The following is a 23175-nucleotide window of genomic DNA, read 5'->3' as shown; positions in this document are numbered from 1 at the left end:
CGACAAGTGAACAATTGCTGTACTGTAATCCCTATCACCGGGCAGGTCTTCCGTTTCGCGGATGCCCGGTGCCGTTACCAAAGGAGCTGCACGGATGAGTATTCGAACTGAGTCCTACCTCGTGGGACTGGTCGGAGACGGCGTCACGCCATCACTCACCCCGCCCATGCACGAGCGGGAAGGGGACGTGCAGGGCCTGCGCTACCTTTACCGCCCCATCGACCTGCTGGAACTGGGGCTCGGCGGCGACGCCGTGGGCAGCATCCTGCAGAGCGCGCGCACCCTCGGCTTCAACGGCCTGAACATCACCCACCCCTGCAAGCAGCTGGTCCTGGAGCACCTCGACGAGATTTCCCCCGATGCCCGCCGTTTGGGCGCCGTGAACACGGTGGTCATCCGCGACGGCCGCCTCATCGGGCACAACACCGACTTCTCCGGCTTCGCCGCCGCCCTGGCGTCCGGCCTGCCCGGGGCGGACCTGGACCGCGTGGTCCAGCTGGGCGCAGGGGGTGCCGGGTCCGCCGTCGCCTACGCCCTGCTCACCGCCGGCGTCCGCGCGCTCCACCTGGTGGATGTGGACCCGGCCCGGGCCGCGGCACGGGCATCCGAGCTGGCAGGCTTCTTCCCCGACCGCACCGTCACGGCAGGCACGACGGCGGAGCTGCCGCAGCTGATGCCGCTGGCCGACGGTTTGGTGCACTGCACCCCGGTCGGCATGGCCGCGCACCCCGGCACGCCCCTCGACCTGGACCTGCTCGAGTCCCGGCACTGGGTGGCCGACATCGTCTACCGCCCCATCGAGACCGAACTGGTCCGCGGAGCGCGCGCCAAGGGCTGCGACGTCCTGGACGGCGGCCGGATGGCCGTGGGCCAGGCCGCGGATGCCTTCCGCATTTTCACCGGCCTGGACGCCGACCCGGACCGCATGCGCAGCCACTTCCTGGAACTCGTGGCCGCCGAGGAGGTGGCCGCCTGATGCGCACCGGAATCGCCACCGTTTGCCTGTCCGGCACCCTGAAGGAAAAGATGCAGGCCTGCGCCATCGCGGGCTTCGACGGCATCGAGATCTTTGAACAGGACCTGGTCACCTCGCCGCTCAGCCCGGAGCAGGTGCGGAGCATGGCCGCGGACCTGGGCCTGGGACTGGACCTCTACCAGCCGTTCCGTGATTTCGACGGCGTCACCCCGGACCTGCTCAAGGCCAACCTCCGCCGGGCGGAGGCCAAGTTCAAGCTCATGTCCCGCCTGGGCATGGACACCATCCTGGTCTGCTCCAACGTCGCCACGGCCACCATCGACGACGACGGCCTCCGCGCAGAACAGCTGGCACAGCTCGCCAACCTGGCCGGCGACCACGGCGTCAAGGTGGCCTACGAAGCCCTGGCCTGGGGCAGATACGTCAACGACTACGAGCACGCCTACCGCCTCGTGGAGATGGTGGACCACCCCAACCTGGGCACCTGCCTGGATTCCTTCCACATCCTGAGCCGGGACTGGGAAACCTCCCACATCGAAGCGTTCAACCCCGACAAGATTTTCTTCGTCCAGGTTGCCGACGCCCCGAAACTGTCCATGGACGTACTGTCATGGAGCCGGCACTACCGCGTCTTCCCCGGCGAGGGACAGTTCGAACTCGCCAAGTTCATGGGCCACGTGGTCCGCGCCGGGTACAGCGGGCCGGTTTCGCTGGAAGTCTTCAACGACGTCTTCCGCCAGTCCGACGTCGAACGGACGGCCATCGACGCCATGCGCTCCCTGATCTGGCTGGAGGAACAGAGCGCCAAGTGGCTCGCCGGGAACGCGGCCGACGGTGCCGCTCCCGCCGGCGGCGCGCTCCGCCGTCGTTATCCCATGGAACTTGCCACGCTGCCCAAGGTCAACGAGCCCGCGGGCTTCAACTTCGCCGAGGTTAAGGCGGACGACACCGCGCAGCTGGAGAAGCTCCTGGGCCAGCTCGGCTTCGCCTTCGAAGGCCGGCACCGCACCAAGGATGTCCAGCTGTGGACCATGGGCCAGGCACGCGTCATCATCAACGAACAGGCCGCGCAGCACGCTGAGCCGGCCATCGCCGCGCTGGGGTTCGACGTCGATTCCCCCGTGATTGCCTCCGCCCGCGCCCAGCAGCTCAAGGCACCCGTGGTGGCCCGCAAGGTCCAGGCGGACGAGGAAGTCTTCCAGGGCATCTGCGCCCCGGACTCCACCGAAATCTTCCTGTGCCAGGGCAGTCCGGACGGCACCGCCGCATGGACCCGGGAGTTTGGGGAAGGGCTGGAACACCCCTCCGCCGGGGCCAACGCGGTCATCGACCACGTCAACCTCGCCCAGCCGTGGCAGCACTTCGACGAGGCCGTCCTCTTCTATACCAGCGCCCTGGCCCTGGAACCGCAGCCGTTCGCCGAAGTTCCCAGCCCCAGCGGGCTGGTGCGCTCACAGGTCATGCAGACCTCCGACGGCGCAGTGCGTCTCGTCCTGAACCTGGCCCCGGTGCAGCAGACGGCGGTCCAGCAGGCACCGGCCCGCCAGCCGTACCAGGAGCACATCGCGTTCGCCGTCACGGACCTGGTGGCCACGGCACGCTCCGCCCGCGGCCGCGGCCTGGAGTTCCTGCAGATCCCGGCCAACTACTACGAGGACCTGGACGCCCGCTTCGACCTTGAACCAGGTTTCCTGGCCACCCTCCAGGAGCTCAACCTCCTGTACGACCGGGACGCCGACGGCGAATTCCTCCATTTCTACACCGCCACCGTGGGCAGTGTGTTCTTCGAAATGGTGGAGCGGCGCGGCAGCTACGACGGCTACGGCGCCCCCAATGCCCCGGTCCGGCACGCCGTCCAGTACGACTCCCTGCACCGCAGCCGGCCTTCGTCCTAACGCCTCCAAAACCACCCAAGCCCACCAAGAAAAGGAGCCCGCAGTGCCAAAAGACGCCACCGCAGAGCTTGAATCGGAGGAGCTCGTGCCGCCCGCCGAGCCCAAGGCAGCGCACGCGCCCCTGGACGCCGCTGCCGAATCCCAGGCGGATCTGAGCGCGGAAATCACGGCGCTCGGCGAGGCCTACCGGCGCGCGCTCAAGGACGGTGCCCAGCCGGAGACCCAGCCGCGGCTGGACTACCCGCCGTACCGCAGCAGCATCCTGCGCCACCCCACCAAGAGCCTGCAGCACGCCGACCCGGAAACCATCGAGCTGTACTCGCCGGCGTTCGGGCACCAGGACGTGCATGCCCTGGAATCGGACCTCACCATCCAGCACAACGGCGAGCCCCAGGGCGAGCGGATCATCGTGGCCGGCAGGGTCCTGGACGGTGACGGCCGCCCCGTGGCCGGCCAGCTTGTGGAAATCTGGCAAGCTAACTCCTCCGGCCGCTACATCCACAAGCGCGACCAGCACCCGGCCCCGATCGATCCCAACTTCACGGGCATCGGCCGCTGCATCACCGGTCCGGACGGCTCCTACCGGTTCACCACCATCAAGCCCGGCGCCTACCCGTGGAAGAACCACCTGAACGCCTGGCGCCCGGCGCACATCCACTTCTCGCTGTTCGGCAGCGAGTTCACCCAGCGCATCATCACCCAGATGTATTTCCCGGGCGACCAGCTCTTCCCGCTGGACCCGATCTACCAGACCATCGTGGACCAGGACGCCCGCGACCGGCTCGTGGCCACCTACGACCACAGCCTCACCGAGCCTGAGTGGGCCCTGGGCTACAACTGGGACATCGTCCTGACCGGTCCCAAGCGGACCTGGACCGAAAACGAAGCATACGGCGACGCCGGGGATGAGGAGTAGAGATGAGCACCAAACTGGTACCCACCCCCGGCCAGACCGTGGGCCCGTTCTACGGCTATGCGCTCCCGTTCGAAAAGGACAATGAGCTCCTCGCGCCCGGATCGCCCGGTTCCATCCGCCTGCAGGGCACCGTCTATGACGGTGCCGGGCACACCATCCCGGACGCCATCCTGGAAATCTGGCAGCCGGACGCGGACGGCAACGTCGTGCAGCGCACCGGGTCCCTGGTCCGCGACGGCTACACCTTCACCGGCTGGGGCCGCAGCGCCGTGGGCAACTCCGGCGTCTTCACCTTCACTACGGTCAACCCCGGCCCCACCAAGCCTGTCCCCGGAAAAGCAGCGGCCGCGCCCTTTATTTCGGTGGCGCTCTTTGCCCGCGGCCTCACCAACCGGCTGTTCACGCGCATCTACTTGCCGGAGGACACCGAAGCCCTCGCCAACGACCCCCTGCTGAGCTCGCTGGAGCCGGAGCGCCGCAAGACGCTCATCGCCCGTCGCGACCCCGACGGTGGCCTCACCTGGGACATCCGTCTCCAGGGTGAGGACGAGACGGTTTTCCTGGACTTCCAGTGACCCACGCCGCCGCCCTGGGAGACCTGCGCGCCTTCGCTGAAGAGGCCGACGCCGGCCTGCTCAGTCCCGTCTCAGCGTCACCCCTGGTGGCGGCGCTGACGGGGGACCGGGCAGTGCTCGCCGCCATCCTCGCCGTCGAATCCGGCTGGGCCGCCGTGCTGGAACGGGCCCGCCTGGCACCTGCCGGTTCCGCCGCCGTCGTCGCCTCCGCTGCCGAAGCGGGCCGCTACGACCTGGCCGGTATCGCGCTGCGCGCCCAGGGCGGCGGCAACCCGGTGATCCCGCTGCTCGCGGACCTCCGGAAGAACGTGGCCGCGCTGGACACCGCCGGGGCGGGCGCCGGAAAGGCCGTCCACACCTCCCTGACCAGCCAGGACGTGCTGGACACCGCCCTCATGCTGCTGGCCCGCAACACGGTCCATGCCGTGCTGGCGGACCTCAAAGGCACCACGACGGCGCTCGCCGCCCTGGCTGGGCAGCATGCGGACACGCTGTGCGTGGGCAGGAGCCTGACCCAGCATTCCCTTCCCTTCACCTTCGGCCTGCGGGCGGCGCAGTGGTTCCAGGGCGTGGCCGCCGCGGGCCGCCAGCTGGAGGCGCTGCAGTTCCCGGTCCAGTTCGGCGGTGCCGCCGGAACTCTCGCCGCCGGAACGGTGCTGACGGAGGGCTCGCACGCAACACCGTTTTCACTGGCGGAAGCCCTGGCGTCCCAGCTGGGACTGGCCCCGGCTGCGGCGCCGTGGCACACCAACCGCCTGGCCGTCACCTCCCTCGGGCATGCTCTCGCTTCCGTGCTGGACGCCTTCGGCAAGATCGCCGCGGACGTTCTGTTCCTCAGCCGTCCCGAGGTGGGGGAAGTGGCCGAGCCAAAGGCGGCCGGACGCGGCGTCTCCTCCGCCATGCCGCAGAAGCAGAACCCGGTGCTGTCGGTCCTGGTCCGCAGCGCCGCGCTGCAGGCACCCCACCTGGCGGCCCAACTTCACCTTGCAGCCGCCAACTTCAACGACGAGCGCCCGGACGGCGCCTGGCACACCGAGTGGCCCGCCCTGCGCCAGCTGCTGGCGCTCTCCCTCGGGGCCGCCGGCCACATCCGCGAACTTGCCGCAGGGCTGCAGGTGTTCCCGGACGCCATGCGCCGCAACCTGGACCTCGCCGGCCCGCTGCTGCTGGCCGAGGGCGTGGGCGCCGCCGTCGCCCCGCTCCTGTCGGAGCAGGACGGCCGCACCGGAAAGCAGCAGCTGCAGGACGTGGTGGACCGGACCCTCCAGGCGCCCCCCGCCGAGCAGGCCGCGACCTACCGCAAGCTGCTGCGCGAAACGGTCCCCGCCGCCGTCGTCCCTGACACCCGGCTGGAGGAACTCCTGGACCCTGCCAGCTATCTCGGCCAGGCTGCCGAAATTTCCCGCCGCATCCTGGCGGCTTTCCCCGACTTTGCTACACCTACCGACGCGAACGGAGCTACCCGTGGCTAAACCGGCCCTTAAGGCAGCACTGCTGTCACCCCAGCGACCCCTGGGCGACCATCCCCTGCTGGTGGTGGGACCCTCCCTGGGTACCTCGTCAATCCTGTGGAACCGCGTGGCGTCACTGCTCGGCAATGACTACGACGTGGTGGCCTGGGATCTGCCCGGCCACGGCGTCTCGCCCGCCGCTACGGAAACCTTCGACGTCGCAGCCCTTGCTGACGCTGTGGTGGACCTGGTTGATTCGATCGCCCCCGGCGAGAACTTCCATTACGCCGGTGTTTCCCTGGGCGGCGCCGTGGGCCTGCAGCTGGGCATCAAGCACGGCGAACGGCTCAAGAGCCTGTCCGTGCAGAACAGCGGCGCCAAGATTGGCACCCCCGAGGCCTGGCTGGAGCGCGCCGAAACCGTCCGCGCCCAGGGAACCCCCGTCATGATCCAGGGATCCGCCAAACGGTGGTTCGCCCCCGGCTTCATGGAGCGCGAACCCGAATTCAGCAGCCGGCTCCTGCACTCCCTGCGCGACGCCGACCGCTTCAGCTACGCCTTCTGCTGCGAAGCCCTGGCCGCCTTCGACGTCCGCCAGGAACTGGGCAGCATCCAGGTCCCCACGCAGGTCATCGCGGGGGCACTGGACGAAGTGTCAACGCCGGCGATGGCGGAGGAAGTGGCCGCCGGAATCACCGCGGGTGGCGGCACGGCCACGGCGCTGACCGTGGAGGGTATTTCGCACCTGGCGCCGGCGGAGGCCCCCGGGCACGTGGCGGACCTGATGCGCAGCCTGGTGGCCTGGGCCGAGTCACGGGCGGCAGCCAAATGAGCACGGATACCTCACGCAACGGTGTGGTCCAGCCCGGCGCCACCAGCCAGGAGATTTACGACGGCGGCATGGTGGTCCGGCGCGAAGTGCTCGGCGACGCGCACGTGGACCGGGCCAATGCCAACAAGGATGAGTTCACCGACGACTTCCAGGACATGATCACCCGCATCGCGTGGGGCGGCATCTGGACCCGGCCCGGACTGTCCCGGCAGATGCGTTCCGCCGTCACCATCACTGCCATGGTGGCCCACGGCCACTGGGAGGAGCTGGCCATGCACATCCGCGCAGCCCTCCGCAACGGCCTCAGCAGGGACGAGATCAAGGAGATCCTGCTGCAGACCGCCATCTACTGCGGAGTCCCGTCCGCCAACACCGCCTTCAAGACCGCCCAGCAGGTCTTCCGTGAAATCGACAGCACCCACCGGAACCCCGGAGAACCAGAGGAATCATGAACCAGGCTTTTGTGTACGACGCCGTGCGCACCCCGTTCGGCAAGTTCGGCTCCGGCCTTGCCGCCGTCCGCCCCGACGACCTTGCTGCGCATGTGATTAGGGAGTCCGTGAAGCGCGCACCGGCTCTTGATCCTGAGCGGATCGACGAGGTGGTGTTCGGCAACGCCAACGGTGCCGGTGAGGAGAACCGCAACGTGGCCCGGATGGGCACCCTGCTGGCCGGCCTGCCGGTATCCATCCCCGGCACCACGGTCAACCGGCTCTGCGGGTCCTCGCTGGACGCGGCGATCATCGCGTCCCGCCAGATCAACGCCGGTGATGCCGACCTGGTGCTGGTGGGCGGTGCGGAGTCGATGTCGCGGGCCCCGTGGGTGCTGCCCAAGACCGAGAAGCCCTACCCGGCCGGGGACATGACGCTGGCCTCCACCACCCTGGGCTGGCGGCTGGTGAACAAAGCGATGCCGAAGGAGTGGACCATCTCCCTGGGCGAGGCCACCGAGCGGCTGCGCGAGAAGTACGGGGTGACCCGGGAAGCGCAGGACGAGTTCGCCGCGAACTCGCACAACGCGTCCGCCGCGGCCTGGGACGAGGGCTTCTACGACAACCTCGTGGCCCCGGTACCCGGCACCGACCTGGTCCGGGACGAGGGTATCCGCCCCGGCTCCTCGGCAGAGAAGCTGGCGGGATTGAAGACGGTGTTCCGGACGGAGAACGGGACGGTCACCGCCGGGAATGCTTCGCCGTTGTCCGACGGCGCCTCCGCAGCCTGGGTGGGCAGTGAGGCTGGCGCGGGGCTGCTCGGGATGGACCCGCTGGCCCGGATCGCCGGGCGCGGGGCGCATGCGAACGACCCCCAGTACTTCGGCTACGCCCCGGTCGAGGCGGCGAACAAGGCCCTCGCGAAGGCGGGCATCGGCTGGGACCAGGTGGGCGCCGTCGAACTTAACGAAGCGTTCGCCGCCCAGTCGCTGGCCTGCGTCAACGCCTGGGGCATCGACCACTCGATCGTGAACCGGCACGGCGGGGCCATTGCCATGGGCCACCCGCTCGGCGCCTCCGGCACCCGGATCCTCGGCACCCTGGCCAGGTCGCTGCAGGCCTCCGGGGAGCGCTGGGGCGTGGCCGCGATCTGCATCGGCGTGGGCCAGGGCCTGGCCGTCGTGCTTGAAAACGTAACTGCTGGCGTGAAGGGCTAGGAAAATGCTGAACTTTGTTGACTCGGTCCAGGCTGCCGTGGCCGAAATCAAGGACGGATCCACCGTGATGATCGGCGGGTTCGGCAATGCCGGCCAGCCGTTCGAACTGATCGACGCGCTGCTCGAATGCGGCGCCACGGACCTGACAGTGGTGAACAACAACGCCGGCCAGGGCGACCAGGGCCTGGCCCTGCTGATCAAGGAAGGCCGGGTGAAGAAGATGATCTGCTCCTTCCCGCGGCAGTCCGATTCCTGGCACTTCGATGCCAAGTACAAGGCCGGCGAGATCGAACTCGAACTGGTGCCGCAGGGCAACCTTGCCGAACGGATCCGCGCCGCCGGTGCCGGGATCGGCGGGTTCTTCACCCCCACCGGGTACGGCACCATGCTCGCCGAGGGCAAGGAAACCCGGATCATCGACGGCCGCGGCCAGGTCTTCGAGACGCCCATCCACGCCGACGTCGCCCTCATCAAGGCACTGAAAGCGGACGGCAAGGGCAACCTGGTGTACCGCAAGACCGCCCGGAACTTCGGCCCCATCATGGCCGCGGCCGCGAAGCACACCATCGCCCAGGTCTCCGAGATCGTCCCCACCGGCGGACTGGACCCGGAGAACGTGGTCACCCCCGGCATCTACGTCAATACCATCGTCAAGGTTGCCGGCAGCGGCCCAGGCACCTCCAACCCCGCAGAGAAGGTGGCCTGAGATGAGCCTGACCCAAACGTCCATTAAGACGTCCGAAACTCCCCTGGGCCGCGATGACCTGGCCCGCCTGGTGGCCAAGGACATTGCACCCGGATCCTTCGTGAACCTCGGCATCGGGCAGCCCACCCTGGTGTCCAACTACCTCACCGAGGAACAGAACATCACCCTCCACACGGAGAACGGCATGCTCGGCATGGGTCCGGAAGCCAAGGGCGACCAGATCGACGAGGATCTCATCAATGCCGGCAAGATCCCCGTCACGGAGCTCCCGGGCGCGTCGTACTTCCACCACGCGGACTCATTCGCGATCATGCGTGGCGGGCACCTGGACATCTGCGTCCTCGGCGCCTTCCAGGTCTCCGCCACCGGTGACCTCGCGAACTGGCACACCGGGGCACCCGGGGCGATTCCCGCCGTCGGCGGTGCCATGGACCTGGCCACCGGCGCCAAGGACGTCTTCGTCATGATGACCCTGCTGACCCGCGACGGCGCGTCCAAGATCGTGGACGCCTGCACCTACCCGGTCACCGGCGTCGGCTGCGTCACCCGCGTCTACACCGACAAAGGCGTCTTCCTCACCGGGCCCGAGGGCGTCACCGTCCGCGAAACCTTCGGCTGCACCCTGGAGGAACTCCAGGAACTGGTGCCCGTCCCACTCAAGGCCGCCGCGGCGGCCTGACGCCGGGCCCTAGGATTGGTAACCATGACCGACGCCGCAGGTACCGATACCCAGACCGCCCCGCAGGCCAGCGACCAGTACGTCCAGTCGCTCGCCCGGGGCCTGGCGGTGATCCGGGCCTTCGACGCCGAGCGTCCGGTCATGACGTTGTCCGAAGTGGCCGCCCGCACAGGACTCACGCGCGCCACGGCCCGCCGGTTCCTGCACACGCTGGTGGAGCTGGGCTATGTCCGGACGGACGGCAAGACCTTTGCCCTGACGGCCAAGGTGCTCCAGTTGGGGTACGCGTACCTTTCCGGGCTGTCGCTGCCGCAGCTGGCGCAGCCGCACCTGGAGGAACTGTCCCTCAAGCTGGGGGAGTCCACGTCCGCGGCTGTGCTGGACGGCACCGACATCGCCTACATCGCCCGTGTCACCACGCGCCGGATCATGACCATCGGCATCACCGTGGGCACCCGCTTCCCGGCCTACGCGACGTCGATGGGCCGGGTCCTGCTCGCGGCACTCCCGCCCGCGGACCTCAAGGCGTACCTGGCGGCCGCCGAGATCAAGCCTCTCACCCCACGCGCCCTGGGAAGCGTGCCGGAACTGCTCGCCGTCCTGGAGACTGTCCGGGCGCAGGGGTGGTGCCTGCTGAACCAGGAACTGGAACTGGGCCTGATGTCCGTCGCAGCGCCCGTGTACGACGGGCCCAAGGTGGTGGCGGCGGTGAACGTGTCCCTCCAGGCCCAGTCCGTGGAAGCGAAGCCCGATCCGGAGGCCTACCTGGCCTCCGTGGTGGAGGAGATCAAAGCGACGGCGAAGCTTATCTCGGCGGACCTCACTGCCCGCGGATAGGCCCGGCGCGAAAGGCAAAGGAACGACGGCGGGTGCTTCCCGCCGTCGTTCCTTTCTGTCTGTCCCCGTCCCGGCGCTGTTACCGCACGTGGTTGCCCAGCTCGCGCAGCGGCGTCCTGGCGGTTTCGCGGGCCCACAGCGCACCGGCCACGGCCAGGATGGATGATCCGGCAACGATCCAGGCGGCGGGACCCCAGTTGGCCTTCTCGGCGCCCACCAGCGCGGTGCCGAGCAGCGGGGTGAAGCCGGCGCAGAGGATGCCGATCTGGAGCCCGATGGCCATGCCGGAGTAGCGCACCTTGACGTTGAAGAGCTCCGAGAACCACGCAGGGTAGATCGCGTTGGACATGGCGTAGGTTCCTGCGGTGATCAGGGTGCTGGTCAGGAAGATCATCGGGATGTTTCCCGTGGAGATCACCGAGAAGTACACGAAGATCATGGCGCCGGAGCCCAGGACGCCGCCAATGAAGATGGGCCGGCGGCCGAAGGTGTCGGAGAGCCGGGCCATGAGCGGCTGGCTGGCGATGGCCAGGACGTTGCCCAGGATGCTGACCCAGAGCATGGTGGAGGCGGGAACGCCCACCGAGACAGCGTAGGCGAGGCCGAAGGACTGCATGAAGGTATTGGTGACTGTTTCGAAGGACATCAGGGCCACCTGGAAGAACTGTGCCGGGTGGGTCTGGAACATCTTGGCGAAGGGCAGCTTCACCAGTTCGCCGTGGTCGTGCTTCTCCTCGAAGACTTCCGGCTCCTCCAGCGAACGGCGCACCAGGTACGCGACAATGAGCACGACGAGGGAGAGCCAGAACGGGATCCGCCACCCCCAGGCGAGCCGGTCCGCCTCGCTCATCGCAGCCACGGGCAGGAACGCCAGCGAAGCCAAAACGATGCCTGCCGAGATGCCGCTCATGGCGAAGCTGGCAAAGAAGCCACGGCGCCCTTCCGGCGCTTCCTCGGTGGAGAGGGCCGAGGCGCCAGCAGTTTCTGCTCCGGCGGAGAGGCCCTGCATCAGGCGGAGCACCACCAGCAGTGCGGGGGCCCAGTAGCCGGCGGTGTTGAAGTCCGGCAGGGCGCCGATGAGGAACGTGGCACTGCCCATCAGGACGAGGGTGAGCACCAGGGTGTTCTTGCGGCCGATCTTGTCACCGAGGTGGCCGAACACCACCGCGCCGAAAGGGCGTGCCACGTAGGCGACGCCGAACGTGGCGAAGGACGCGATCAGTGCCACGGTTGCGTCGCCGGCCGGGAAGAAGATCTTCGAGAAGACCAGGGAGGCGGCGGTGGCGTAGATGAAGAAGTCGTAATACTCCAGGGCTCCGCCAAGGAAGGCGGCCAGCGCTGCCTTCTTGGCGCGCTTGAGCTGGCGCTGCGCCTGGGGCGTGGCCTGGGCCTGGGCTCCTGCTGTGATGTCGGTCATGGTGGGGGTTCCTTCCACGCTGAAGGCGGGGATCTTTTTCCTAATGTGTACGCATAGCGAACAGGTGTGCGAAATGCGTCTGAAAAGAGGATACTAGCCCGTGACACCAATCACAATGCCGTCCGCGAAAGGTGCACCAATGGAACCCCGCACAGAAGCTTCCCGCCTGGTCCTGATTGGCTCCGCCGCCTCCCGGGCGATGTCTCCGGGCCTGTGGAACCCCGTGCTGCAGAAACTCGGCAGCGGCTGGACCTACGAAGCCTGGGACGTTGCCGCCGGCGGTGACCTGGCAGGAGTCCGTCGCAGACTGCTGGATCCCGGAATCGTGGCCGCCAACGTGACCATGCCGCACAAGCACTGGGCGGCGGAAACAGCGGATGAGGCAACCGAGGCCGTCCGGCGAAGCGGCGCATGCAACCTGCTGGTCCGGCAGGGGAGTGGGCTGGTGGGCCATAACACCGACATCACGGCGGTGGGTGTCCTGCTGGACGGGCAGTTCCAGCGCCATGCCCTGCTGCTCGGGGCCGGTGGAGCTGCCAGGGCAGTCCTGGTGGCGCTGCAGGGAAAGGTTGGCACAGTGTCCATTACGGACCGCGATCCCCGCGCCGCGGAGCAGCTGCTCGATCTTGCCGCCAGCCTCGGCATCGACGCGCGCAAGGTTACGTGGCAACAAGCGACGGATCTGGCCCGCGATGTGTCATTGGTGGTCAATGCCACCCCCATCGGCAAGGAGGCCTCTGACCGGCCAGCCTGGGGTGGGAAGCCGCTCGCTCCTGATGCCGTCCTGTATGACTTCGTGTACGCCGGCCACACCACGGCGAGCGTTGCCCGGGCACGCGAGCTGGGCGTCCGGTCGGTGGACGGATGGGACCACCTCCGCGAGCAGGCCCTGGCCATGGTGCCCCTCCTGGGGCTCGACGGGCAGGCCACGCTGCTGCTGCAGCAGACGCTGGAGCGGCTGCGGGCAGCCTCCTGAGCGGGCAGGCGTAATCCTCGCACTGCGCGCACGCTGCCCCGATATGATCGGACAGGCGCTGGAGCCCGGCGGACCTGCACGGGTGCGCCAACCCGCCGGGAGAGGAACCGCAGTGTCCATGGAGGAGCAGGCAGCCTACTTTGTGAAGTCGGTCGAGAAGGCCTTCGATGTGCTGCTCGCCTTCACCCCCGACCAGCCGCGGCTCACCGTCTCCCAGGTCGCCGCCCGGACCGACATGACACGCGCCTCCGCGCGCCGGTTCCTGCTGACCCTGGCGGACCTGGGCTACCTCCGCGCGGAAGGCCAGGCCTTTGAACTGACCGCCAGGTCCCTGGATATCGGCCGCTCCTACCTGGCCGGCCTGACGCTGCCCGGGGTGGCGGAACCGCATCTCAAGGAGCTGGCCGCGGAGCTGAATGAAACCACGGCCCTGTGCGTCCTCGATGGCGGCGACGTGGTCTACGTTGCCTGCGTGCCGTCGCCGCGGCTGTTGAGCGTTTCGATTACTGTGGGCACCCGGTTCCCGGCCTGGGCCACGTCCATGGGCCGGGTGCTCCTTGCCGGGCTGCCCCCGGCGCGGCTCGAGGAGTACCTGCAGACCGTGCAGCTGCACCGCTTCACCGACCGCTCCATCGGCAGTGTTGAGGACCTGCGGACCGAAGTCGAAGCTGCCCGCACCAGGGGCTGGTCCATGGTTTCCCAGGAACTCGAGGAAGGCCTGCGCGGCGTGGCCGTCCCGGTGCGGCGGGGAAACGAGGTGGTGGCCGCGGCCAATGTCTCCCTGCAGACCCACCGCGCCGCCGCCCAGGACATCGAAGCGTCGGTTCTTCCCCGGCTGCTGGAGGCCGCGCGGCGGATCGCCCTCGATTACGGCGGCCCGGAACACGGCAGCAGATAACTGTTTGCCACCAAGCCCGCCGTCCCACTCCCGCAGCCGTCCCCGGCGATCTAGACTCAAGCCAGCGCGTGCAGCAGAGCCGCCGCCGCGCTCGTCAGGAAGGGGAGTCGGCGGGTGAAACTGGGCATTCCGCGGGAACGGCGGGAGGGCGAACGGCGCGTTGCCGCCACCCCGGATACGGTGAAGCAGCTGGCGGGCATGGGCCTGGAGGTGCTGGTGGAGGCCGGCGCCGGGGAGGCCGCCGGGCACCCCGACCAGGACTACCGGCAGGCCGGCGCGGCCATCGTCCCCCAACTGGACCCCAGTGCCCTCAACATCCTGGCCCATGTCCGCCCCCTGGAGCCGAACATGGCCGCGGCACTCCCGCGGGGAGCCGTGACGGTGGGCCTCGCGTCGCCGTCGTCCGAACTGCCCACCGTGCAGGCGCTCGCGGACGCCGGCGTCACGTCCTTCGCCCTGGAACTCGTGCCCCGCATCTCGCGCGCCCAGTCCATGGACGCCCTCAGCTCCCAGGCGCTGGTGGCCGGTTACCGCTGTGTCCTTGAAGCGGCCATCCGGCTGCCCCGGTTCTTTCCGCTCTACATGACGGCGGCCGGCACGGTTCCGCCGGCACGGGTACTGGTCCTCGGGGCCGGCGTGGCGGGGCTGCAGGCCATCGGCACCGCCAAGCGGCTGGGCGCGCGCGTCTTCGCCAACGACATCCGGCCCGCCTCGGCGGACGAGGTGGCCTCGATGGGCGGCACCTTCATCCGGCTGGACCTTGAGACGGCGGAGGCCGCCGGCGGCTACGCCCGGCAGCTGAGTTCCGACGCCGGGACCCGGCAGCGGCAGCTGCTGGCACCGCACGTGGCCCAGGCGGACGTTTTGATTACGACGGCGGCAGTCCCCGGGCGCCCCGCACCCCTTTTGGTGACCCGCGAGATGGTGCAGGGCATGCGTACGGGATCGGTCGTCGTCGACCTTGCCGCGGAATCCGGCGGCAACGTGGAGGGATCGGTGCCCGGCCAGGACATCCCGATCCCCACCGCCGACGGCACCGGGACAGTCACCCTGGTGGGCCTGAAGGACCCGGCCTCGGCCATGGCGTCGGACGCCTCCCGGCTCTATGCCAAGAACGTGGCCAACCTCCTGTCGCTGCTGGTCCGCGACGGCGCGCTCGCCCTGAATTTCGACGACGAAGTGGTGGCCGGTGCCTGCCTGACCCATGACGGTTCAGTGCGGCACCAGCCCACGGCCGCGCTGCTTGCCGAACGGGCGGCAGCCACGGCACGGGAAGGAGCGCTCTGATGGACGGCATGGCCCTGCTGACGGTAACGGTGCTGGCGGTGTTCGTCGGCTTCGAGGTGGTGTCCAAGGTGTCCAGCACCCTGCACACGCCGCTGATGTCCGGCGCCAACGCCATCCACGGCATCATCCTGGTGGGCGCCATCATCGTGGCCGGCCAGGCAGCGGAGCAGCTGGTCCTGGCCGTGGCGCTGCTCGCCGTCGTCCTCGCCACCGCCAACCTGGTGGGCGGGTTCGTGGTGACGGACCGGATGCTGCACATGTTCCACGCCAAAAAGGACGCCGCGCGGGCCGCTGCGGAACCCAAGGCAGGCAGCAAATGAGCCTTCTTGACCCCGTCTGGACCTCCCTGCTGTACCTCGCGGCTGCGGTCTGCTTCATCCTGGCGCTGCGCGGGCTCAGCTCCCCGCGGACTGCCCGGCGCGGGAACCTGGTGGGTGCGCTCGGTGCCCTGATCGCCGTCGTCACCGTCTTCCTGTCCGTCCGGATGGACAACATTCCGTGGATCCTGGGCGCCATCGCGGTGGGCAGCGCGGTTGCCGCGCCCGTGGCCCGGCGTGTGAAAATGACCCAGATGCCGCAGCTGGTGGCACTGTTCAACGGGGTGGGCGGCGGTGCGGCAGCCCTGGTGGCACTGCTGGAACTGGGACACACGGAGAATCCGTGGGTCAGGCTGGCCATCGTGTTCACGCTGCTCGTGGGGGCGGTGTCCTTTGCCGGCTCAGCGGTGACGTTCGCCAAACTGCAGGAGCTGATGACCACCCGTCCGGTGGTGTTCACAGGGCTCCCGGTGGTGATGGCAGTGGTGCTGCTCGCCGCGGTGGCCTGCGGTGTGGCCGTGGTCCTGGCCGGTTCGCCGGTGCTCGCGGGCCTGCTGCTGCTCCTGGGGCTGGCCGCCGGTGTCCTGCTGGTGCTGCCGGTGGGCGGCGCGGACGTACCCATTGTCATCTCGCTGCTGAACGCCTTCACGGGCCTTGCCGTCGCGGCGTCAGGCGTGGTGCTGGGCAACGTGCTGCTGGTAGTGGCCGGCACCCTGGTGGGCGCCTCCGGTACCATCCTCACCCGGGCCATGGCTGCCGCGATGGGCCGGAGCGTTGCGGGCATCATGTTCGGCGCCTTCCGGGGAGGTTCGACGGCGGGCTCCACCGCCGTGAGCGAGCGTCCGGTCCGTTCGTCCTCCCCGGAGGATGTGGCGGTCCTGCTGGGGTATGCCCAGCGGGTCATCATCGTGCCTGGCTACGGGCTGGCCGTGGCGCAGGGGCAGCACACGGCGGCGGAGCTGGCGCAGGCCCTGCAGGCGCGGGGGATCGCCGTCGACTTCGCCATCCATCCCGTGGCCGGACGCATGCCGGGGCACATGAACGTGCTCCTGGCGGAGGCCAACGTGCCCTACGAGTCGCTCAAGGAGATGGGCGACATCAACCCGGAGTTCAAGACGACCGACGTGGCCTTGGTGGTGGGGGCGAACGACGTGGTGAACCCGGCAGCCAAGACCTCCTCCGGCTCGCCGATTTACGGGATGCCCATCCTGGAGGTGGCGCAGGCACGGCAGGTGGTGTTCCTCAAACGCTCCATGCGACCGGGTTTTGCCGGGATCGAAAACGACCTGCTGTATGAGCCGCAGACCTCGTTGCTGTTCGGGGACGCGAAGGACTCCCTGGCCCAGGTGCTGGGCGCGGTCAAGGCCCTGTAGTCCGAAAGCACACCCACGGCGGGTTACCCTTCTTTCAGAAGCTTGCTTTCCATCTGCCATTTGAGGACGCCATGACTGCCAACAGTTCCCCTTCACCCAAACGAGCCGCCGTCGTCATTAACCCCGCGAAGACGGTGGACATCGATGTGCGGGAGCTGATGGCCAAGCACTGCGAGGAAAACGGCTGGGGCGAAACCCTCTGGTTCGAGACCACCGAGGAGGACCCCGGCGTCGGGCAGGCCAAGGAGGCCCTGGCCCAGGGGGCGGACCTCATCATCGCGGCAGGCGGCGACGGAACAGTCCGCTGCGTCGCCGAGGTCCTGGCCGGCGGTGACACCCCGATGGGCCTGCTGCCGCTGGGCACGGGGAACCTGCTGGCCCGCAACCTCGGCATCGACGTCACCGACTACGACGGTGCCCTGTCCGGCGCCCTGGTGGGCACGGAACGGAAGATCGACGTGGTCCGTGCACGCCGCAGCAACCCAGACAAGGACCAGGTCTTCCTGGTGATGGCGGGAATGGGCTACGACGCCACCATCATGGCGGACACCAACCAGGACCTGAAGCACAAGGTGGGCTGGCTGGCCTACGTGGACGCCGGGATCCGGAACCTCCCCGGCAAACCGGTCAAGGCCACCGTGCTGATCGACGGCAAGAGGGTTGTCCACCGGGGAGTCCGCAGCGTGATGGTGGGCAACTGCGGCAAGGTCCAGGGCGGCCTGGAAATCTTCCCTGAGGCCAAGATCGACGACGGCCTGCTGGACATCGCCGTCCTGGCACCGCACCATGGCAAGCTGGGCTGGCTGTCCGTGCTGGCCGGCATCATCGGCAAGGGGAAGACCAAGGACACCGCCGTGGAGTACTTCCAGGGCAAGACGGTCGAGATCACCCTGGAGCACAACGACAACTACCAACTGGACGGCGACCACGAAGGCGAGAACAGGCATGTCCGGATGACCATGGAGCCCGGTGCCCTCACCCTGCGGATGTAGTCCTTCAGGCCGGGATGTTCAGCAGAGCAGCCTGCCCCAGCGCGGTTCCAGCAGCGGCGCGCCCGCCAGCTTCAGGGCATGCCAGAGGGTGACCGCCACCGAATCCAGAACGGGCACTCCGGTGCTTTCTTCGATCTCCGCCGTGATGTTGGCCCCGTAGAGGTTGGTGCAGAGGTACACCAGGGCATCGGGTGAGGCGGCTGCGAGTTCCAGGGAGCCTGGGCGCATCTCGTCATCAGTGACCCTGGCGAAGGACTCGTTGTCGCTCAGGCCCAGTGCCCGGTGGTCAACGGTCTTGATGCCTTCGCGCTCATAGGAAGTGATGACCTGGCGGTTCACGTCCTCCGTGTACGGGGTGAACAACCCGATCCGCTCGGTCCCGAACGTCCGGAAGGCCTCGAGGTAGGCGAGGGTGGAGGTGGTGGCGGGGATGCCGGTGGCCCCGGTGATTTCGGCGGCCAGTTCGTGGTCGTGCGCGGCGCCCAGCCAGGACCCCGAGGTGCCGTTCCAGGCAATCACGTCCACGTCCGCCGTCGCCAGCAGCTTTGCCGCTTCACGCATGACGGCGGGATCGAACTGCCGGTCGGAGGAGTCATCCAGGGCGATCCGGGTGACCGGGATCCGGGTGAAGTGCACTGTGACATCGGTGCGGGTGCCCAGGATGCGGTAGGTCTGCGGTTCCAGGCACGTGTTGGAGGACGGCACGATCATGCCGATCCGGAAAGGGCGGGTGGTGGCAGGCATGGGTGCTCCTACGAGATGGTGGCGGCCAGGTGGGCGGCGTCGGAGATCGCCGACTGGTGCTGTTGGAAACCCTCGCGGGCCACGAACCGCCCTGCGGGTCCGGGGTCGTGGAAGCCGTCTGCGTCCAGGACCACGCGGCCATTCGAAACAACGACGGCGGGCCAGCCCGTGAGTGCCTTTCCGTCGAACGGTGAGAAGTCCGTTCCCATGTGCAGCGCGCTGCCGTCCACGGTGCGTTCCTCGGCCGGGTCGAAGACCACCAGGTCGGCATCGAAACCTTCGGCGATCACGCCCTTGCCGGGCAGGGCGTTGATCCGGGCCGGTTCGGCAGCGAAGGCACTGACGAACTGTTCCACCGTGGCGCCGGCGGAGGTCATGGCCGTGAAGGTGACGGGCATCCGGGTTTCGACGCCGGGCAGGCCGTGGGGCATGAAGCGCACGTCATCGGTGCGTTCGCGCTTCTGCGAGAGGTCGTAGCAGGAATGGTCGGAGGAGATGGTGTGGATGGCGCCGGCGGCCAGGCGTTCCTTGAGTGCGGCCACTGTTTCGGGGTTGCGCATGGGCGGGCAGCAGGCGAACCATTCCGGGAACGCCGAGGAGTAGACGGAGTCGTCCAGGGTGACGTAGTGGGGGCAGGTTTCGGAGAAGGCCTCGAGGCCGCGTGTCCGGGCCTCGGACACGAGGTCGACAGCGCCGGGTGTTGACTGGTGGACGAAGTAGACGGGCGCGCCGGTGTATTCGGCCAATGCCAGGGTCTCCTTGACCGAGATTTCTTCGGCCAGCTCGGGCCGGGTCCGGTGCAGGTGTTCGATGCCGATCCGGCCGTCCTGGGCGTGCTGTTCGGTGCAGTCCGCGATGATGGGGTCGTGTTCGGCGTGGATATAGGTGAGCCCGTCCAGCCTGGCCATTTCCCGCATGACCTTCAGGATGGTGTCCCCGTCGGCCATCGTGGTGCCGCGGTTCGTGGTGTACATCTTCACCGAGCGCACGCCTTCCGCGGCGAGCTGCTCCAGCTGCCACGGCACGGTTTCATCCCAGCTGATGACGGCACCATGGAGGGCCACATCGCACCTGGACTCGGTGGCCAGCTCCTTCTTGTGGAGGACGGCGGCGAGCGGGGTTTCCTGGGCGTCGCGGGGGATGCCGAAGTCGATGATGGTGGTGGTGCCGCCCCACAGGGCAGCAGTGGAGGTGGTGCGGTAGTCGTCAAGGGTGCGGAAGCGCCCGGTCACCTGGGCCACGTGGCAGTGCCCGTCCACGCCGCCGGGAATGACGAGCTTGCCGGTGGCGTCGATGGTTCGGTCCGCGGCGGGTGCCGGCTGCGATGCGTCGAGGAGGGCGGCGATGCGCCCGTCCTGCACCACGATGTGTGCTGCCTGGCGGCCGGAGCTGTTGACCACCATGGCGTTGGAAATGACAAGTTCTGGCTGGTTGGACATCGGTGTCCTCCTTGGATGGTTGAAGTCTGGATCAGGCGGAGGGCTGCAGGCCGGCGTCCTCCTGGCGGGCGGCCAATGCTGCCTCCAGGTTGCCGGACAGGCCCTTGCGGTCCTTGGCGGGGGGTGCGGCGAAGGCGCCGGCGTGGTGCGGGCCGGACTGCAGGGCCGCCACTGCCTCGGCCATACGGACGCCCGCGGAGATTCCGTCCACCACGGGGACCGGGATCCGGCCGCGCAGGTCCCGGGCCAGTCCGGCGAGCGGCGCACCTGCCAGGATGACGACGTCGGCTCCGTCCTCGGTGACGGCCTGCAGGCTCAGTGCCAGGAGGGTTTCCTTGAAGTCCTGCTGGACGGCGGCGATGCCGTTGAGGGACTCGTTGATGGAGCGGATGGAGGCGAGCCGGCCGGACAGGCCGAACCGCTCCACGCAGTCGCGGTACCAGGGCTTGATCCGGTCCGAGATGGCAATGATGGAGAAACGGTGGCCCTGCAGGGCTGCTGCGCACAGGGCGGCCTCGGTGATGCCGATGACGGGCACGTCCGCCAGTTCCTTGAGGGCCGGCATGCCGGGATCGCCGAAGGCGGCGACCACCACGGCATCCACGGGGTCCGCTCCGGGGCGGGTGTGTTCGGCGATGATCTCCGCCACGGCGCCGGCAGCGATGAGGGATTCGAAGCGGGTCTCGATGTATTCGACGCCGTGGCCGGCAGTCCGGAGTACCAGCTCCGTGCCGGGGGCGGCGGACCGGAGCGCTTCGGCTTCGATCAGGGCCGTGACATCGTCGCTGATGTTGGGGTTGATGACCAGGAGTTTCATTTTCTCTTCCGGTGGAATTCTGGTTCGGTCTTCTGGAAGTCCTCGGGGAACTGCTCCCGGTACTTGCCGATGTGGGAGGCGGACTGGGCGGCGGCCCTCTCCGGGTCGCCGCTGGCGATGGCGGCGTAGAGCTCGCGGTGTTCACGGATGAGTTCGGGCAGGTCGCTGACGTGGCGGAACAGCCAGTGCATCCGGCCCTGCAGCGGCTCCAAGGCGGATTTGAGGAAGTTGTTGTCCGCGATGCCGGTGATGGCGTCATGGAATTCGCTGTTGGAGCGGTGGGCTTCCATCACCGCCCCCTTGGCGAGGAAGCCCTCCGCGTCGTCGAGCAGCCCCTTGAGGTAGGCGAGGTCCTCCGCGGTGGCCCGTTTGGCCGCCAGCCGGCAGGCCAGCACCTCCAGGGACTGCCGGACGTCGAAGAGGTCTTCCACGTCCTTGGGGCTGAGGCTGCTGACTTCGGCCCCGCGTGCACCTCGGTCGCTGATCAGGCCCTCCTGGCGGAGCATGCGCAGGGCTTCGCGGACCGGCAGCCGGGAAACGGAGAACTCGGCGGCGAGGTCCCGTTCCACCAGCCGCGTGCCGGGAGCATAGTGTCCTTCGAAAATCCGGGTGCGGAGGGTGTCCCGGACGGTCTCGCGGAGGGGGCGGTCCTTGTCCTGGGTCTCTTCTGCGGTCAGCATGATGCTCCATTTCGGATTCGTGTAGTGCACTGCTCCCGGCTGCGGGGGCGTTGTCTGCAAGTTTCCCTGCGAGGGTCAGCTTAGACAGGAAGCCGCTTGTTGTAGTTCAGGGTCAGCACTGAGACGCCCATGATCACCGCGGAACCCACGAAGTAGAGCAGCGCCCAGGTGTAGGAGCCCGTGGCCCCCACGATCAGGCCGACGACGATGGGGGTGACAAAGCCGGAGATGTTGCCGCTGAGGTTCATGGCCCCGCCCAGGACGCCGGCATTGGTGCGGCCGCCCAGGATGGAGGGGATGCTCCAGAACAGGCCTACCCAGCGCAGGAAGAACAGGACCACGGAGAGCAGGACCACGGCGGTGGTGGCGTCAGGGACCACGGTCACGCCCACCAGGCCGGCTACTACGATGGCGCTGGAGATGCCTAGGAGGGTGCGCATCACCAGGTTGGCGGAGGCACCGGACGCGCGCCACTTGTCGGCGATGGTGCCGCCAAGGATTTCGCCAACGAACCCGGCACCGAAGATCACCAGGGTGGACCAGCCAATCGTCTTCAGGTCGAAGCCCTTGGCCTGGGACAGGTACAGCGGCCCCCAGGTCAGCAGGCCGTAGAAGACGCCGTTGAACCCGAGCCAGCCCAGGCACATGGCCCAGAAGGAGCGGAACTTGAGGTAGGGGAGCAGGCCGCGCTTACCCTGGCTGCCGTCCATGGCCGCCTCGGCGTCCTCGGCGGCGTGCGATGCCTCGATGTAGGCGGCCTCGGCGTCGTTCACGCCCCGGTGCTCGCGGGGGTTGTCCCTGACGTACCACCAGACGGCGATGCCCATGAGGACGGTGGCGGCACCGGCGATGACGAAGGACCAGCGCCAGCTGCCGGTGGCCGCGATGAGCCCGGCGATGATGATGCCGCCCAGGCCGGCGCCCAGGGGAGCTCCGGCATCCAGGATGGTGGCGCCGCGTCCGCGTTCGGACTTGTGCATCCAGATGGCGTTGAGCTTGCCGCCGGCCGGCATGACGCCGGCCTCGGTCACTCCGATGCCGAGCCGGGCGATGAACATGCTCAGGAAGCCGCCGGCCATGCCGGACGCCGCCGTGGCAGCCCCCCAGCCGACGCAGGAGGCCGTCATGACCTTGCGCGGACCGAACCTGTCGATCAGCCAGCCCACGGGAACCTGCATGAGCGCGTAGGTCCAGAAGAAGGCCGACAGCAGCAGGCCCACGAGTTCGGGGGCGAGGTTGAATTCCTTTTGGATGATGGGCAGTGCGACGGAGATGGATCCCCGGTCGATGTAGTTGACGGACACGAGGACCAGCAGCAGCAGGAACAGGCGCCAGCGGACGGCGGTGCGCCGTTGCGTGCCGTCCTTTCCGGTCGTTCCGGTGGTGCTTGGTGCGGCTTCGTCGGGCGTGGCCGTTGTTTCAGTGTTTGGGATGGACACAGCTTCTCCTTCACGGGGAAGTTACGGGGAATGGTAGTGAATGGCAATGTGGAAGGCAGTGCGAGGGGCGGGTGCGCCCGTGGCTGGGAAGTTGCCATCGGGGATGTTCCGGAGCATCCGGCGGGGCTTCTATTTTGGGATCCCAATTTGGGATCCCAAAAACAAAGGTAGAAGTGAGCCAAGCCACTGTCAAGGGGTTGGCCCCAAGTTGCCGCAGGGGTTGCGAACAAACGGATTGTGACTGGAACGCGGCGGGTACGTAGCCGCTGACAGGTCCCAAT

The 23175-nt window shown here is 68.3% G+C and carries 23 protein-coding genes; 17 read left to right on the top strand and 6 right to left on the bottom strand.

Features of this window, described 5'->3' with window-relative positions:
* Positions 1-94 precede the first annotated feature (94 nt).
* The 11 genes from AC3IMC_RS15140 to AC3IMC_RS15090 are packed head-to-tail and all read left to right on the top strand — an operon-like array spanning position 95 to position 10515.
* Entirely contained in the window at positions 95-976 is an 882-nt protein-coding gene (locus tag AC3IMC_RS15140) for a shikimate dehydrogenase (RefSeq protein ID WP_490919384.1), read from the top strand.
* Positions 976-2871: a bifunctional sugar phosphate isomerase/epimerase/4-hydroxyphenylpyruvate dioxygenase family protein gene (locus tag AC3IMC_RS15135; RefSeq protein ID WP_490919383.1), complete on the top strand. Its 1896-nt coding sequence runs from the start codon at positions 976-978 to the stop codon at positions 2869-2871. Before AC3IMC_RS15140 ends, AC3IMC_RS15135 begins: the two co-directional genes overlap by 1 nt.
* Before the next feature lie 43 nt (positions 2872-2914).
* On the top strand, positions 2915-3787 hold the full coding sequence (gene pcaH / locus AC3IMC_RS15130; RefSeq protein ID WP_490919382.1) for a protocatechuate 3,4-dioxygenase subunit beta: 873 nt from the start codon (positions 2915-2917) through the stop codon (positions 3785-3787).
* A 2-nt stretch (positions 3788-3789) separates the two neighbouring features.
* Positions 3790-4362, top strand: a complete 573-nt coding sequence (gene pcaG / locus AC3IMC_RS15125; protein WP_490919381.1) for a protocatechuate 3,4-dioxygenase subunit alpha — start codon at positions 3790-3792, stop codon at positions 4360-4362.
* Complete coding sequence (locus AC3IMC_RS15120; protein WP_490919380.1) at positions 4359-5834, top strand: lyase family protein; 1476 nt, start codon at positions 4359-4361, stop codon at positions 5832-5834. Before pcaG ends, AC3IMC_RS15120 begins: the two co-directional genes overlap by 4 nt.
* A complete protein-coding gene (locus tag AC3IMC_RS15115; RefSeq protein WP_490919379.1) occupies positions 5827-6645 on the top strand; it encodes an alpha/beta fold hydrolase in 819 nt (272 codons plus the stop codon). Before AC3IMC_RS15120 ends, AC3IMC_RS15115 begins: the two co-directional genes overlap by 8 nt.
* The gene (pcaC, locus tag AC3IMC_RS15110; protein ID WP_490919378.1) at positions 6642-7097 is read left to right on the top strand and encodes a 4-carboxymuconolactone decarboxylase; all 456 of its coding nucleotides are present in this window, start codon (positions 6642-6644) and stop codon (positions 7095-7097) included. Before AC3IMC_RS15115 ends, pcaC begins: the two co-directional genes overlap by 4 nt.
* Positions 7094-8293, top strand: a complete 1200-nt coding sequence (locus tag AC3IMC_RS15105) for a thiolase family protein (RefSeq protein ID WP_490919377.1) — start codon at positions 7094-7096, stop codon at positions 8291-8293. Before pcaC ends, AC3IMC_RS15105 begins: the two co-directional genes overlap by 4 nt.
* A gap of 4 nt (positions 8294-8297) precedes the next feature.
* Complete coding sequence (locus AC3IMC_RS15100; protein WP_490919376.1) at positions 8298-8999, top strand: 3-oxoacid CoA-transferase subunit A; 702 nt, start codon at positions 8298-8300, stop codon at positions 8997-8999.
* 1 nt (position 9000) lies between these two features.
* Entirely contained in the window at positions 9001-9678 is a 678-nt protein-coding gene (locus AC3IMC_RS15095) for a 3-oxoacid CoA-transferase subunit B (protein WP_490919375.1), read from the top strand.
* Positions 9679-9702: 24 nt separating this feature from the next.
* Positions 9703-10515, top strand: a complete 813-nt coding sequence (locus AC3IMC_RS15090) for an IclR family transcriptional regulator domain-containing protein (protein WP_490919374.1) — start codon at positions 9703-9705, stop codon at positions 10513-10515.
* Between the two features lie 79 nt (positions 10516-10594).
* Here AC3IMC_RS15090 and AC3IMC_RS15085 read toward each other — a convergent pair whose 3' ends face one another.
* Positions 10595-11932: an MFS transporter gene (locus AC3IMC_RS15085; protein WP_490919373.1), complete on the bottom strand. Its 1338-nt coding sequence runs from the start codon at positions 11930-11932 to the stop codon at positions 10595-10597.
* A 139-nt stretch (positions 11933-12071) separates the two neighbouring features.
* Between AC3IMC_RS15085 and AC3IMC_RS15080 the strand changes: the two genes are divergently transcribed.
* The 6 genes from AC3IMC_RS15080 (at position 12072) to AC3IMC_RS15055 (ending at position 17775) form a co-directional block, all read left to right on the top strand.
* Entirely contained in the window at positions 12072-12908 is an 837-nt protein-coding gene (locus AC3IMC_RS15080) for a shikimate dehydrogenase family protein (RefSeq protein ID WP_490919371.1), read from the top strand.
* 118 nt (positions 12909-13026) lie between these two features.
* The gene (locus tag AC3IMC_RS15075) at positions 13027-13806 is read left to right on the top strand and encodes an IclR family transcriptional regulator domain-containing protein (RefSeq protein WP_490919370.1); all 780 of its coding nucleotides are present in this window, start codon (positions 13027-13029) and stop codon (positions 13804-13806) included.
* 114 nt (positions 13807-13920) lie between these two features.
* Positions 13921-15093 (top strand): Re/Si-specific NAD(P)(+) transhydrogenase subunit alpha, encoded by a 1173-nt coding sequence (locus AC3IMC_RS15070; RefSeq protein ID WP_490919368.1) that lies wholly within the window; start codon positions 13921-13923, stop codon positions 15091-15093.
* Complete coding sequence (locus AC3IMC_RS15065; RefSeq protein WP_490919367.1) at positions 15093-15413, top strand: NAD(P) transhydrogenase subunit alpha part 2; 321 nt, start codon at positions 15093-15095, stop codon at positions 15411-15413. The genes AC3IMC_RS15070 and AC3IMC_RS15065 overlap by 1 nt, the downstream gene beginning before the upstream one ends.
* The gene (locus tag AC3IMC_RS15060) at positions 15410-16783 is read left to right on the top strand and encodes an NAD(P)(+) transhydrogenase (Re/Si-specific) subunit beta (RefSeq protein ID WP_490919366.1); all 1374 of its coding nucleotides are present in this window, start codon (positions 15410-15412) and stop codon (positions 16781-16783) included. The genes AC3IMC_RS15065 and AC3IMC_RS15060 overlap by 4 nt, the downstream gene beginning before the upstream one ends.
* A 71-nt stretch (positions 16784-16854) precedes the next feature.
* Positions 16855-17775: a diacylglycerol/lipid kinase family protein gene (locus tag AC3IMC_RS15055; protein WP_490919365.1), complete on the top strand. Its 921-nt coding sequence runs from the start codon at positions 16855-16857 to the stop codon at positions 17773-17775.
* An 18-nt stretch (positions 17776-17793) separates the two neighbouring features.
* On the opposite strand, the gene AC3IMC_RS15050 is transcribed toward AC3IMC_RS15055, so the two are convergent.
* From AC3IMC_RS15050 to AC3IMC_RS15030, 5 genes are all read right to left on the bottom strand, one after another.
* Entirely contained in the window at positions 17794-18519 is a 726-nt protein-coding gene (locus tag AC3IMC_RS15050) for a maleate cis-trans isomerase family protein (protein ID WP_490919364.1), read from the bottom strand.
* Between the two features lie 8 nt (positions 18520-18527).
* Positions 18528-19958 carry an amidohydrolase family protein gene (locus tag AC3IMC_RS15045; RefSeq protein ID WP_490919363.1) on the bottom strand — a complete coding sequence of 477 codons (1431 nt, stop codon included), beginning with the start codon at positions 19956-19958 and terminating at the stop codon, positions 18528-18530.
* Between the two features lie 31 nt (positions 19959-19989).
* Complete coding sequence (locus tag AC3IMC_RS15040; RefSeq protein ID WP_490919361.1) at positions 19990-20775, bottom strand: aspartate/glutamate racemase family protein; 786 nt, start codon at positions 20773-20775, stop codon at positions 19990-19992.
* A complete protein-coding gene (locus tag AC3IMC_RS15035) occupies positions 20772-21455 on the bottom strand; it encodes a GntR family transcriptional regulator (RefSeq protein WP_490919360.1) in 684 nt (227 codons plus the stop codon). The genes AC3IMC_RS15040 and AC3IMC_RS15035 overlap by 4 nt, the downstream gene beginning before the upstream one ends.
* Positions 21456-21535: 80 nt before the next feature.
* Positions 21536-22894 carry an MFS transporter gene (locus tag AC3IMC_RS15030; RefSeq protein WP_490919358.1) on the bottom strand — a complete coding sequence of 453 codons (1359 nt, stop codon included), beginning with the start codon at positions 22892-22894 and terminating at the stop codon, positions 21536-21538.
* Positions 22895-23175: the final 281 nt, after the last annotated feature.

It is taken from the genome of Arthrobacter sp. E70 (genome assembly GCF_058266945.1).
This window is presented reverse-complemented; position numbering and strand designations above follow the sequence as displayed.